Annotated in this window: 12 protein-coding genes; 8 read left to right on the forward strand and 4 right to left on the reverse strand. The window is 71.3% G+C overall.

What is annotated here, in order from left to right:
- The first annotated feature begins 161 nt into the window (after positions 1-161).
- Together B7495_RS07005 and B7495_RS07010 are read left to right on the forward strand one after the other, a co-directional pair.
- Positions 162-2312, forward strand: coding sequence for a glycosyltransferase (locus tag B7495_RS07005; RefSeq protein ID WP_088455943.1), 2151 nt, complete (start codon positions 162-164; stop codon positions 2310-2312).
- Positions 2309-3637 (forward strand): glycosyltransferase, encoded by a 1329-nt coding sequence (locus tag B7495_RS07010; protein ID WP_088455944.1) that lies wholly within the window; start codon positions 2309-2311, stop codon positions 3635-3637. The genes B7495_RS07005 and B7495_RS07010 overlap by 4 nt, the downstream gene beginning before the upstream one ends.
- A 17-nt stretch (positions 3638-3654) precedes the next feature.
- Here the strand turns inward: B7495_RS07010 and B7495_RS07015 are convergent, their stop codons facing one another.
- Positions 3655-4197, reverse strand: a complete 543-nt coding sequence (locus B7495_RS07015) for a DUF2017 domain-containing protein (protein WP_088455945.1) — start codon at positions 4195-4197, stop codon at positions 3655-3657.
- Between the two features lie 13 nt (positions 4198-4210).
- A complete protein-coding gene (gene clpS / locus B7495_RS07020) occupies positions 4211-4495 on the reverse strand; it encodes an ATP-dependent Clp protease adapter ClpS (protein WP_088455946.1) in 285 nt (94 codons plus the stop codon).
- A 104-nt stretch (positions 4496-4599) separates the two neighbouring features.
- Here clpS and B7495_RS07025 point away from each other — a divergent pair, with 104 nt between their 5' ends.
- A complete protein-coding gene (locus B7495_RS07025) occupies positions 4600-5451 on the forward strand; it encodes an HNH endonuclease family protein (RefSeq protein WP_088455947.1) in 852 nt (283 codons plus the stop codon).
- 51 nt (positions 5452-5502) lie between these two features.
- On the opposite strand, the gene B7495_RS07030 is transcribed toward B7495_RS07025, so the two are convergent.
- Positions 5503-6219, reverse strand: coding sequence for a YoaK family protein (locus tag B7495_RS07030; protein WP_341476132.1), 717 nt, complete (start codon positions 6217-6219; stop codon positions 5503-5505).
- Between the two features lie 136 nt (positions 6220-6355).
- On the opposite strand from B7495_RS07030, the gene B7495_RS07035 reads away from it, so the two are divergent.
- From B7495_RS07035 to B7495_RS07055, 5 genes are all read left to right on the forward strand, one after another.
- A complete protein-coding gene (locus B7495_RS07035) occupies positions 6356-7453 on the forward strand; it encodes an acetamidase/formamidase family protein (protein WP_088455948.1) in 1098 nt (365 codons plus the stop codon).
- Complete coding sequence (locus tag B7495_RS07040) at positions 7446-9029, forward strand: AtzH-like domain-containing protein (protein ID WP_088455949.1); 1584 nt, start codon at positions 7446-7448, stop codon at positions 9027-9029. Before B7495_RS07035 ends, B7495_RS07040 begins: the two co-directional genes overlap by 8 nt.
- A gap of 124 nt (positions 9030-9153) precedes the next feature.
- Positions 9154-10344: an alanine--glyoxylate aminotransferase family protein gene (locus B7495_RS07045; protein WP_088457956.1), complete on the forward strand. Its 1191-nt coding sequence runs from the start codon at positions 9154-9156 to the stop codon at positions 10342-10344.
- Positions 10341-11624 carry an allantoate amidohydrolase gene (locus B7495_RS07050; RefSeq protein ID WP_088455950.1) on the forward strand — a complete coding sequence of 428 codons (1284 nt, stop codon included), beginning with the start codon at positions 10341-10343 and terminating at the stop codon, positions 11622-11624. The genes B7495_RS07045 and B7495_RS07050 overlap by 4 nt, the downstream gene beginning before the upstream one ends.
- Positions 11621-12466 carry a MurR/RpiR family transcriptional regulator gene (locus tag B7495_RS07055; RefSeq protein ID WP_088455951.1) on the forward strand — a complete coding sequence of 282 codons (846 nt, stop codon included), beginning with the start codon at positions 11621-11623 and terminating at the stop codon, positions 12464-12466. Before B7495_RS07050 ends, B7495_RS07055 begins: the two co-directional genes overlap by 4 nt.
- On the opposite strand, the gene B7495_RS07060 is transcribed toward B7495_RS07055, so the two are convergent.
- Positions 12420-13109, reverse strand: a complete 690-nt coding sequence (locus B7495_RS07060) for an NTP transferase domain-containing protein (RefSeq protein WP_088455952.1) — start codon at positions 13107-13109, stop codon at positions 12420-12422. The two genes, B7495_RS07055 and B7495_RS07060, sit on opposite strands and share 47 nt — an antisense overlap.
- Positions 13110-13128 lie beyond the last annotated feature (19 nt).

Below are 13128 nucleotides of genomic sequence, written 5' to 3' on the forward strand. Positions count from 1 at the left end.
ACCTGCGAATGCCCTGACCAAATACCCGCGGCCCACGGAGCGAATGATCCACATGGGAGAATGTCGCTCCGGGGCAAACTCTTACGGGATCGGCACCGAAGTACCAGCGCGGAGTCCGCTCCGCCACGAGAGGCGGACGCATCCGCCGCGAGGGAGACACCGTGGGGACTCACACGACGCTGGACGAGATGCGCCAGGCCGACAGCATCCTGGCCGGCATCCGCTCTGCAGACGACCTGACCATCGCCGCCAGCCGGGACGGCGGTAACCGTGCCGTTCGCCTGCTCACCCAGGCCGCGCTCGACCCTACCGACCAGCTCACCGCCATAGCGGCCGTGCACTCGCTCGCCCAGGTATTCGACGAGTCCGCCGACGACGTCCTGGTGTCGCTGCTCGAGCACGACTCGGCCTACCTGCGCGAACACGCCGCCTGGGCGTTCGGCACCAGGCTCCCGCGCTTCGATGCCATCGGAGGCCTGTTGCAGATGGTCGTCGCCGGCGGCTTCTCCGGCATGATCGCCCAACGTACCCTCGAGCAGTGGGCGGCATCCGTCCCCGAACACGTGGCACTGGCCACCGAAGGCGCCATGCTCGGCATCGCCGACCCGGCCGCCCGCGCCCGCCTCGTCGAAACCCTGGGCCTGATCTCCGGGCGGATCCCGGAGCGGATGCTGCGACGCATCGCCGGGGACGCCGGCGAAGGCCTCGACCCCAGGGCGGCGGCCGTGGCCGCCCTCGGCGATAGACCGGCCACCGACGCCGCCATCAGCTTGGTGACGGTCCTCGCCCGCGGCGACGACGACCTGGCCGACGTGGCCAGGCTCGCCCTGCTCGACCTGACCGTGCCCGCCTACCCGCGTGCGCCGTGGAGCCGGGGCCAGACCGTGGCCCAGCTGTTCCTGCACGCTGACATCGACCGTGAGCTCAGCCAGGTGGGGTCCGGCGACAACGGCGGCATCGCCACCCTCCTGGTGCGGCTCGGCGACGCCCTCGTGGCCGGTGACGACGGCTCACCGGCCGTCGACAGGGTGCTCACCCTGTCACGTGGCGGACCCGCCGCCGCCCTGGCCTGCCTGCCGGAGGTCAGTTCCACCCTCTCCGGGCACGCCTTCGCCACGGTGCCGTTCCTGGGCGCCCCGATCTCCTCCGCCGACGCGTGGCCCCGCCGGGTGGCCGTGCAGCGCGGCATCCGCCGGATTCTGCGAGCCGCAGGCACCGTCGACGTCATGCACCTGCGGATGGCCGACGTCGGCACCCTCGCGGCATCGACCGTCGCCCGCGAGCTCGAGATCCCCATCGTCTTCACCGTCGCCCCAGACCCGCACAGCGTCATCAACGCCATGGACGCCTCCGGCGCCCTCACCCGGGCCAACTTCGGTACCGTCGACGAGGTCGAGCACTTCTGGTTCCGAGCCCGACTCGTTCAGCGGATCGCGGCCGATGCCGCGCACACCGTGCTCTTCCCCCGCCCTGAGCTGGAGCGGGACATGCGCGACCTCGTCGGTATCGACATCACCGCGCACCCCGAGCGGCACTCGGTCGTCGCGGAGGGCATCGACCTGACCGTGATCGAACGCTCCGCGCAGGCCGCCCTGCAGGCCGACCCCGCCGACTTCACCGACCTCGACGCCCTGCTGGAGACCCTGCCGGCGTCCCGACGCCACCTGCCGCTGGCGGTCACGGTGGGCCGGTTGCACAGGGTGAAGGGCATGGCCACGCTCGTGCACGCCTGGGCCGATGACGCCGCCCTGCGGGAACGGTGCAACCTGCTGATCGTCGGGGGAGACCTGCTCACCCCGTCGGTCGACGAACGCCGTCAGCTCGACCTGATCGGCACCGCGGTGCCGCTGGACGCCGCCGCCGAACACGGCCTGCTGCTGGCCGGCCACCGTGCCAACGACGCGGTCGCCCGCTGGCTGGCCGCCGCCCGGCACGGCCGGCCTGGTCTGGCCGCTCCGCGCGGCGTGTACGTCTGCGCAAGCATGAAGGAAGAATTCGGCATCGCCCTGCTCGAGGCCATGGCGACCGGGCTCACGGTGGTGGCCCCCGACGCCGGCGGGCCGGCGACCTACGTCGAGGACGGCACCACGGGGTTCCTGGTGAACACGGCGGATGCCCGCAGCCTCGCCGGCGGGATCACTGCGGCTCTCGACCTGGCCTCCAGCCCGTTCGGCGACGAGTTCGCCCAGCGGGCCGGCGACATGGTCTCGTCGACCTTCGCCATCCAGGCCATGGCCGGAACCCTCGGGGGCGTCTACACCTCCGTCGCCGAGGCCCAGGAAGCACTCAACTGGGCGTTGAGCGTCTCATGACCCTCCTGATCATCAGCCCGGACTACGCCTCCCACCTGTTCCCGCTCGCGACCCTCGGCAGCGCCTGGCAGGCCGCCGGCGAACGGGTCGTCGTGGCCAGCGGACCGGCCACGGCCGGCATCGTCGCCGACTTCGGCTTCGAACGGGTGAACCTGCAGCTCGGCCGCGGGTCCAACCCCGGCACCATCCGCGCCGAAGACCAGCCCACCGGCGAGGACGACGCCCTGCGCGGCTTTTTCGACGCCACCAGGGTCGGCCTCGTCGAAACGCTGAGGTTCCAGGCCGAGGCGCGCAGCACCGACCTGCTCTGGAACCCCGTCGTCGTGGCCCGCGAGGTGCAGCGCATCGTCGCCGAGATCCGGCCGGACCAGGTGATCGTCGACCACCTCGCCTTCAGCGCCCGTCTGGCCCTGATCAGCGCCGGGGTGCGGCACGCGGACGTGGTTCTCGGGCATCCGTCGGCACTGCCCGTTGGCGATGAGGTCTACGGGTACCCGGGCGCCTGGCCCGCCGCGTTCACCCCTGACCCCCAGGAACTGGTGCAGCTGCGACTGCTCTGCGAGCGGGTGCGGGACGACTTCACCCTGGCGTGGAACGATGCGCTGCTGCAGCTGGATCCGACCGCGCCGCCCAGCGGCGATGCCTTCACCGAGACCGGCGACGTGCTGCTGCTCAACTATCCGGCCGAGCTGCACCCGGTGGCGCGCACGGCGCTACTGCCCGAGCACGCCTTCCTCGGTTCGGCGGTGCGGAGCGAGGCCGACGACCCCCAGGTGACCCGCTGGCTGGCCGACGCCGACGAGCGTCCCCTCGTCTACGTGAGCTTCGGCAGCTTCCTGTCGGTGCGCGGCGATGTACTCGCCCGGGTGGCCGAGGCCCTGCGCGGCCTCGACGTGCGGGTGGCGATCGCGGTCGGGTCCACCGACGCCGCCGAGCTCGGGCCCATCCCGGAGTCCTGGCTGGTGCGATCGTTCCTGCCCCAGGTGACGGTACTCGGCCACGCGGCCCTGGCCGTCACCCATGGCGGCAACAACTCGGTCACCGAGGCCATGACGGCCGGGGTGCCTCTGCTGGTGCTGCCGTTCTCGACGGACCAGTTCGCCGGCGCCGCAGCACTCGACGAAGCCGGCTTCGGCATCTCCCTTGACCCCAACACGGCGGGTGCGGATGCGCTGCGGCAGGCCGCCGCGACGCTGCTCGGGTTGAGCGATGAACCGCGGCAACGGCTGCGGGCGCTCAGCGCGTCGCTCGCCGACGGCGCGGGGCCGCAGCGGGCCTACGCGGCACTGCAGGGGGAGTCCAGCGACGCCCGACCGGCGGCCTGAACCGCGGCACGGCGGGGCTACGCGTCGATCGCGTAGACCAGCGACTCCTGCATCATGCCCAGCCAGTTATAGACGTCGTTGACGACGTGCGCCTGTTCGTCGTCGAGCTGCGGAGTGCCGTGCGGGTCGATCTGCAGGCGGTCCGCCAGGACCAGGCGCAGGTCCGTGAGGGTGCGGAGCCAGGACTGCACCTGCTGCTCGGTGAGCACGATCGGCACCGGCAGCGGGTCGTGCGCCGGGGCGTCCAGGGAGGCGTCCGCTGAGGCATCCGTCGGCTCGTCGTCGCCGAGGGCGGCGAGTACCGTGGTGGCGTTGGCGAGCTTGCCCTCGAGCAGTCCGTCGGCCGTGAAGCGGCGGAACTCCTCGGCGGCCTCCGGGTCGTTCGGGTAGGCGTCGGGCAGTAGTCGCCGGATCGCCGGTTGGGCGAGCATGGCCGCGTCGTCGGCGTCGACGGAGCCGAGCATCTGCAGCAGCTGGGACGTCACGTTGCGCAGCAGGTCGACCTCGATGGGTTCGAACATGGCCGAGACCGTGCCGGAGTCTTCACGGCGGAATTCCATCACGCTTCGGCGCTCATTCTTCGGCACGGTCCAGGGTGGCCCAGAGCCCGTAGCCGTGCATCGCCTCGACGTGCCGTTCCATCGACTCGCGGTCGCCAGTGGCCACAATCGCGCGGCCGTTGTTGTGCACCTGCAGCATGAGGCGCTCGGCCTCTGCCGCGGTCACGCCGAAGTAGCTGCGGAACACGTAGGCCACATAGGACATCAGGTTCACCGGGTCGTCCCACACCACGGTCACCCAGGGGCGGTCGAGGGAGATCGCCTCTCGGACTCGGGTGGATTCATCGATCTGGGGCACCCGTTAAGCCTCACACGCCCGCGCCGATCCTGCCACCACCGGGGGAGAAGCGGCGCATGGCAAGATGGGGAGATCGTGAGACACCAGCACCCTGAGACACCCGCATGAGCCGCCGCCGACCCAATCCGTCCCTCTTCCCCCGTCGACGGGGCACCCGGGGCCAGAGCCCACGCCTCCTGCTGACCCTGCTCGTGATCGGCGGTATCGTCGCGGGCGTCAGCTACTTCTCCACCGACCTGGCCGACCGGCCCACGACCCAGGCGACGGTCCCACCCGGCGCCTCGTCGACCGCGCCGATGCCGGAACCGCCCTCCGGGCTCACCAGCGCAGAGGCGCTCGCGTTGGTCGCCGCGCTGCCAGACGCCGTCTACACCGACAACGGCAGCTATGCCGGCAACCGGGAAGAGCTGTTCGGCGATGCCTGGGCCTTCGATTTCGACCAGAACGGCTGCGACACCCGCAACGACATCCTCACCAGGGACCTCACCGGCACCGACATCGATCCGGCCACCTGCCGGGTGTACACGGGCATCCTCACCGACCCGTACACGGGCGAGACCATCGATTTTGTGCGTGGGCAGGACACCTCGGCCGACGTGCAGATCGACCACCTGCTGCCGCTGAAGGCCGTGTACGCCACCGGCGGAGAGGCCTGGCCGGCCGAGAAGCGGGAGGCGCTGGCCAACGACCCGGTCAACCTGCTGGCGGTGAAGGGCACCGAGAACTCCTCCAAGTCCGATTCGCTGCCGAGTGAATGGCTGCCCGGTTTCTACCCCGACGTGTCCGACCGGCACGACCTGGGCCAGCGCGTGGTCTGGGACGACCTGCCGGAGGACACCGGCCTGCAGTGCTGGTACATCGACACACTGGTGCCGGTCTTCGTCGCCTACGACCTCGGGCTCACCCCGGAGGACCGCGCGGCGATGACGGCCGTCCTCAGCACCTGCGACGCCTGAGCCTGACAGCCGCGATTCCGTTCAGCCCAGTGCTGACCGCGGGCCAGGGGATCAGGCCTGGGGCACGGGGGCGTGGTGCGGGCGGCCCGCGGCATGGCCGATGGCGGTCACCACGAGGGTGATCACGGCTGTGAGGGCGATGCCCCAGCCGATGTGCACCATGAGCAGCAGGGCGCCGACGCCGGCTCCGGCCAGGATCAGCACGATCGCGGCGAAGCGGCGGAACCAGGGCTGGTTCTTGGCGCCGCCGAAACGGGAATCGGCGGCGAAGCCGGTAATGGTGGATGTGACGACGACCGTGGTGACATCCTTCACGGCGATGTGCCGGGCCACCGCTGCCTGCAGACCCATCACGGCCGCCAGCAGCCCGGTCACGATCAGGTCGAACGGGGCCGGGGGAGTGCCGTCCACCACGAACAGGACGATCGACAGCGCGGCCATCACCACGCCGACCGCGCCGAACAGCACCGTCGACTCGGTGGTCCAGCCGACCTTGACGTGGCGCAGCACCCGGCCGCCGATCGCGGCACCGACCATGAAGGTGAACAGCGCGATCAGCGGGCCCACCACGGGCAGGTCGTCGGCGCCGGCGATGGCCATGCCCAGGATGACGACGTTGCCGGTCATGTTGCCGGTGAACACCTTGTCCAGGCCGAGGTAACCCACCGCATCCGCCACCCCGGTGGAGAACGTGAGGGCCAGCATCAGGCCGAGATGCAGGTGGTCGGGCTTGCTGCGCAGACGGTGGATGACGGGGGTGGAGGGCACGGGTGTCCTATCGGCTCGGAATTGTCACGGTAGTGGCTGGTCGTCCCGGCCGCAAAACTGGCGCTACTCTCGACCAACGGGGATGCGCCGGCCGGCGTCGAGCCGGCTCCCGACCCACAACGGAAAAGGCGCATCCATGCCATTCGACGTCACGCCATTCGACATCCTGCAGCCCGGCACCGGGCCCATCCGCGCCGCGCAGTACCTGGCCGCCACCCCGGCCACCGTGCTCTGGGGCCGGCTGCCCTGTGCCACGGATGCGCCGGTGCTCGTGATCGATGCCGGCACCGAGGTCACCATCGACACGATCAGCCACGAGGGCGTGCTCGAAGACCAGGGCCGCGACCCGGCGGCCTTTTTCGCCGGCCACGGTGTCGACCGCGCCGCGGTGCTCGACGACGCCGTGCTGCTGGCCGCCTCGAACACGACCCGGGACCCCGGCGTGGACGGACCACACCTGGTCACCGGCCCGATCCACGTGCGCGGCGCCCGGCCGGGCGACCTGCTCAAGATGACCGTGCTCGAGGCCACCCCGCGGGTGCCGTACGGCGTGATCTCCAACCGGCACGGCCGCGGCGCCCTGCCCGGCGAGTACCCGCTCGGCGAGGGCAATGTGAGCGTGTTCGCCGCGCTGGCGGACACCGAGACCGGCCAGGTCGGCACCCTGCCGCTGGTGCCGGGCGGGGCGCGGAGCGTGCACTTTCCGCTCCGGCCGTTCCTGGGCATCATGGGCGTCGCCGTCGCCGGTGACACCCGCCCGCACTCGGTGCCGCCCGGTGCGCACGGCGGCAACATCGACATCAACCTGCTCACGGTGGGCTCGGCCCTCTACCTGCCGGTGCAGGTGGACGGCGCGCTGGCCTACGTGGGCGACCCGCACTTCGCGCAGGGCGACGGCGAGGTGGCGCTCACGGCCATGGAGGCGTCCCTGCGGGTGACCATCCGCTTCGACGTGGTGAGCCAGGCCGACGCTATCGCGGGCTTCGGCGAACTGGTCGGACCTCTCGCCGAGACCGGCGAATTCCTGGTACCGACCGGCCTGGACGCCGACCTCGACGAGGCCGTGCGCAAGTGCGTGCGCGCCGCCATCGACCTGCTCGCCGCCCGGTACGGCATGGACCGCACCCTCGCCTACGCCTACCTGAGCGCCGCTACCGACTTCAACATCTCCCAGGTGGTCGACCTCGTCGCCGGCGTGCACGCCCGCATCCGGGTGGCGGACTTCAATGCCTGAGCCGCTGGTCGTCCCGACACCCACGTCGGTCACGGGCGCGTTGCCCGATGGGCTCCTGACCGCCTTCGCCGGCTATGAGGACGCGCTGGCCACCAACGACCTCGCGGCGCTCGACGCCTGGTTCGCGCCCGGCGAGAACACCTTGCGCGGCGACGCCGCAGGTCTGCTGGTGGGCCACGACGCGATCAGCGGCTTCCGCGGCGCCCGCAGCGGAACGGTGGCCAGGGGCATCCGGTCGCTGCACGTACGCGTGATCGACCCGCGGCACGCCGTGATCGTGTCGGTGAACGCCCCGGATGCCGGCGGCGCCGGCCTTCTCACCCAGCTCTGGTCGCTTTCGGCGGCGGGGGATTGGCAGGTGGAGGTGGCCCAGGTGGCCGGGCCGCCGGCCGCGATCAATCCCACGGTGTGGCGTCTGGTGGGCAACCCGCTGATGGCCGCGGCCGCCTCGGGTACTCTGGCCGGCGAGACCATCGCCGTGAAGGACCTCTACGACATCATTGGCTTCACCGTCGGCGCCGGAAACCCCGCCTACCTGCGCGAGGCCTCTCCCGCCACCGAGACGGCTGCTGCCGTCGCCGCGCTGCTGGGCGCCGGCGCGAGCGTGCGCGGTATCGCCCAGACCGACGAGTTCGCGTACAGCATCGCCGGCGACAACGAGCACTACGGCACCCCGCCGAACGTGCGGGTGCCCGGCGGGCTGCCCGGTGGCTCGTCGAGCGGACCGGCCGCCGCCGTGGCGCTGGGTCAGGCCAGCATCGGCCTGGCCACCGACACGGCGGGGTCTATCCGGGTGCCCGCCTCGTACCAGGGCCTCTGGGGACTGCGCAGCACGCACGGCGCCGTCGACAGGGCCGGTCTGCTGCCGCTGGCGCCCTCGTTCGACACCGTCGGCTGGCTCACCCGCACACCGGGTGTGCTGCGGGCCGCCGCTGCCGCCTCGCTCGACCCCTCGCAACAGACCAGCGCTGCCCAGGCCGATGCCCCCACCCGTTTCGCCGTGTCGAGCGCGCTGGTCTTCGCCTGCGACGACGACGTGCAAGACGTATTCGTGGCCGGACTCGACAGGCTCACCCGGGCCGGGCTGCTGCCCGCACCCGACCTCGTCGATGTCGGCGACCTCGCCGAGGCGCTGCGCATCTTCCGCGCGATTCAGATGGCCGAGGCGTGGAAATCCAACGGGGACTGGGTCACCGCTCACCCCGGCGCCCTCGGTGCCGCCGTCGCGGGCCGGTTCGAGATCGCGTCCCGTACCGACCCGGCCGCCGAGGCCGAGGCTCGCATCGCGCTGGCCGCCGCCCGCGAGCGGTTGGACGCTGTGCTGGACGGACGCATCCTGCTGCTGCCCTCGGCATCGTCGACCGCCCCGTCGCGGCACGCGAACCCGGCCGCGATCGATGCGACCCGCACAGCCACGCTCACCCTGACCAGCCCGGCCGGGATCGGCGGCTACCCGGCGCTGTCCGTGCCGCTGTTCGAGTCGCGAGGCAAACCGGTGGGGCTCTGCCTGGTGGGACCGCGGCACACCGACCTCGCCCTCATCGACATCGGGGCGAAGCTGGCCGCCGGGAGGTAATCACTCGAAACACGACTGAAACACCTGTTGCGTAGACTGGGCATCTGAAACAGATGATTCAGAATTGCCGAAGGGTGAAACAGTCATTTCCAGTCTGCCGATCAATCCGCCGTCCCGCCTGCTGATGGGCCCCGGCCCGGTGAACGCCGACCCCCGGGTGCTGCGTGCCATGTCCGCCCAGCTCGTCGGCCAATACGACCCGTCCATGACGGCGTACATGAACGAGACCATGGCGCTCTACCGCGGCGTCTTCAAGACCGCGAATGAGCACACCCTGCTCATCGACGGCACCTCCCGCGCCGGGATAGAGGCGGCGTTGGTTTCGCTGATCAGCCCCGGTGACCGGGTGCTGGTGCCCATCTTCGGCCGGTTCGGCCACCTGTTGCGCGAGATCGCCGAGCGCGCCGGCGCCGAGGTGCACGTGCGGGAGATCGAGTGGGGCACCGTGTTCACCCCCGCCCAGATCGAGCAGGCCATCCGCGAGACCAAGCCGGCGCTGCTGGCGATCGTGCACGGCGACACCTCCACCACCGTGGCCCAGCCGCTCGACGAGCTCGGCGATATCTGCGCCAGGCACGGCGTGCTGTTCTACACCGACGTGACCGCGTCGCTGGCCGGCAACACCTTCCAGGCGGATGCCTGGGGGCTGGACGCCGTGACCGCCGGCCTGCAGAAGTGCCTGGGCGGCCCCTCCGGCTCGGCACCGGCGACCTTCTCCCCGCGGGCCGTCGAGGTGATCAATGCCCGCAAGAGCATCGAAGCGGGCATCCGCGAGGCTGGCGACGCCGTGAACGCCAACCCGATCCGCTCCAATTACTTCGACCTGTCGATGATCTTCGACTACTGGGGACCCAAGCGCCTGAACCACCACACCGAGGCCACCACCATGCTCTACGGGGCCCGCGAATGCGCCCGGCTGCTCGTTGACGAAGGTATGGACACGGCCGTGGAACGGCACCGGCTGCACGGCGCGGCGATGCTGGCCGGCGTGCAGGGCCTGGGCTTGAACGTCTTCGGCGACCTGGAACACCGGATGAACAACGTCGTGGCCGTGCACATCCCCGACGGTGTCACCGGCGACGCCGTGCGCGGGGAGCTGCTGAACGACTTCGGCATCGAGATCGGCACCTCGTTCGGGCCGCTGCGCGGCTTGGTCTGGCGCATCGGCACCATGGGCTACAACGCCCGCAAGGACACCGTGCTGACCACCCTGGCCGCCCTCGAGCAGGTGCTGCGTCGCGCCGGCGCGAGCGTGACCGGCGGGGGCGGCGTCGGCGCCGCCTACGAGGTCTATCAGGATGCCGCGGGCGCATGACGACGCCTGATCCGTCGAAACCACTCACCGGCGCCGCCGCCGTGCTCGAACGCTGCGACGAACTCGCCAGCCACTCCAGCCTGTCCGACGGCCTGATCCAACGGGTCTACCTGTCGCCGGAGCACGCTGCGGTGAACGCTCTCGCCGCCGGCTGGATGCGGGACGCCGGCATGGCCACCTGGCAGGACGCCGCGGGCAACCAGTGCGGCCGGCTCGAGGGAGCCACCCCCGGCCTGCCCGCGCTCCTGCTCGGCTCGCACCTGGACACGGTGCCCTCGGCCGGCCGGTACGACGGCATCCTCGGGGTGCTCACCGCCATCGCCGTGGTCGAGCGCATCAACGCCGACGGCCGCAGCCTGCCGTTCGCCCTCGAGGTCGTGGCATTCGGCGACGAGGAGGGCACCCGGTTCGGCACCGCGCTGCTGGGCAGCCGGGCGCTGGCCGGCACCTGGCTGGATGCCTGGTGGGAGCTCACCGACGAGGTGGGAATCACCCTGCACGACGCGTTCGTGGCCTTCGGCCTCGACCCGGCCGCCGTCACCGCCGCCGCCCGCACCTCCAACGACTTCGTCGGCTACCTCGAGACCCACATCGAACAGGGCCCGGTGCTCGAGGAGAACGACCTGCCGCTGGGCATCGTCTCGTCGATTGCCGGCGCGCGGCGCTTTCAGATCACCATCACCGGCAAGGCCGGACACTCCGGTACCCCGTGGACGCACCGCCGCGACGCCCTCGCCGGGGCCAGCGAGGCCATCGTGGCCATCGAACGGCTCGCCCGCGATGCCGACCTGATCGCCACCGTCGGGCACCTCGAGGTGTTCCCCGACGCCGTCAACGTGATCGCCGGCCGGGCCGAATTCAGCCTCGACCTGCGTGGCCGCTTCGATGCGGACCGCGACGCGGCCTGGCAGCGGATCGAGGCCCTGCTCGAGGAGATCTGCAGCACGCGTGGACTGCACGTCGCCGTGCACCAGACGCACGCGGCACCGGCGGCGCACTGCAGCGACCGGTTGCGCGGCGTCATCGCCGCGGGCATCCGTGCCGCGGATGGCTCTGACGACGGGTCGACGCCTCTGGAGCTGCTCTCGATGGCTGGACACGACGCGATGGCCGTGGCGCACCTCACCGAGATCGGCATGCTCTTCGTGCGCTGCGCCGGGGGAGTGAGCCACCACCCCGACGAGTCGGTCACCGAGCCCGACGTCGCCAGGGCGCTGGATGCCTTCGAGGCCGCCGTGCTCGCCCTGGCCGACGGTCACACGCTGCAGGACCCGGCATGACGCTGAATATCGGGCAACGCATCGACGGCCGCTACGGCGAGCTCTCCCCGCAGGAGCAGCGCGCCGCCGACTTCATCCTCGACCACATGAGCGACCTCGCCGTCTATAACGCGTCCGAGCTGGCCCGGCTCAGCGGCGTGTCCAAGGCCACGGTGTCCAGGCTGTTCCGCCGGCTCGGTTTCCAGGACTCGGCCGAGGTGCGCGAGCACGCCAGGTCACTGCGCAACCTGGGCTCACCGCTCGGCGGCCCCGGCGCATCCGCCGGCACCCCTTCGCGGCTCGCCGCGCACGCCGAAGCCGAACAGGACAACCTGCGCCGTCTGCTGGTCACCCTGGAGGATGGCCGGCTGGATGCCGCGGCCCGGCTGGTACGGTCGGCCCAGAACGTCGTGATCGTGGGGCTGCGCAACAGCTACCCGCTGGCGCTGCACCTGCGCCAGCAGCTGGTGCAGGCCCGTGACCACGTGCGCCTCGCGCCGCTGCCCGGCCAGTCGCTCGGCGAAGAGCTGGCCGGCCTCGGCCCGCGTGACGTGGTGGTACTGATGGGCTTCCGCCGGCGGGTCTCCGGCTTCGGGGACATCGTTGCGGCCATCCGGAGCCGCGAGGTCCAGCTGGTGCTCATCGCCGACTCCTCTGCTCGCAAGTACTCCGACCAGGCCACCCACTGGCTCGAATGCCCGGTGGATTCGGTGTCGGCCTTTGACAGCTACGCCACGGCCATGAGCCTGATGAACCTGCTCGCCACCGGCGCGATGGGCGCGCAGGTGCGGGAGAGCCGCACCCGGATCGCGGCCATCACCAGCGTGTACGAGGACCTCGACGAGCTCGAAGCACCCTGGTGAGCGCGCCCGGTTCCGGGTGTGGCGCGGACTGCCGCGTGCCCGGCTCGTCGACGTCCAGGCCAGTGCCCAGGTCGTCGCAGGCCACCGCGGTCGCGTCTCGTGCCACCAGGTACTGTCGTGCACCGCTGTCGCCGGTCAGGCTCGCTCGCAGCGGCGCCCAATGCTCGCGACCGATCACCACCGGATGCCCTGGCCGGCCGCCGAAGTGCGCCTGCCGGAGGGTCTGCGGGATTGCTCCGTCGATCAGCCGGCGCACGGTGGCGGCAGTGAGGTCGGGCACGTCCACCAAAACCAGGGCTACCGCGATGACGATGTCGTTCTCGCTCTGCTGCAGCCGCGCCAGGCCGGCATCTAGGGATGCCGACAGTCCCGCCGCCCAGTCCTCTGCGTGCACCACCGTCAGCCGGTTCGGCCTTTCGAATCGGGCCGCGGCCGAGCGCAGCAGGCCTTCGGCCTGGGTCCCGCTCGCTCCTAGCACCACAACAACGGGGTCGCAGCCGCCGGCCTCCAGGGCCAGGGCGGCTCGCACCAGCCAAGGCTCGCCGGAGGCGTCGACGACCAGCGACTTGGGTTTGCCATATCGGCTGCCCGCGCCGGCGGCCAGGACCAGTCCGGCCACCCGAGGAGTCTCTGCGGAGTGCATGCCTGTCATCGTACGGGCA

This window comes from Cryobacterium sp. LW097, assembly GCF_002205495.2.
Classification (GTDB): domain Bacteria; phylum Actinomycetota; class Actinomycetes; order Actinomycetales; family Microbacteriaceae; genus Cryobacterium; species Cryobacterium zongtaii.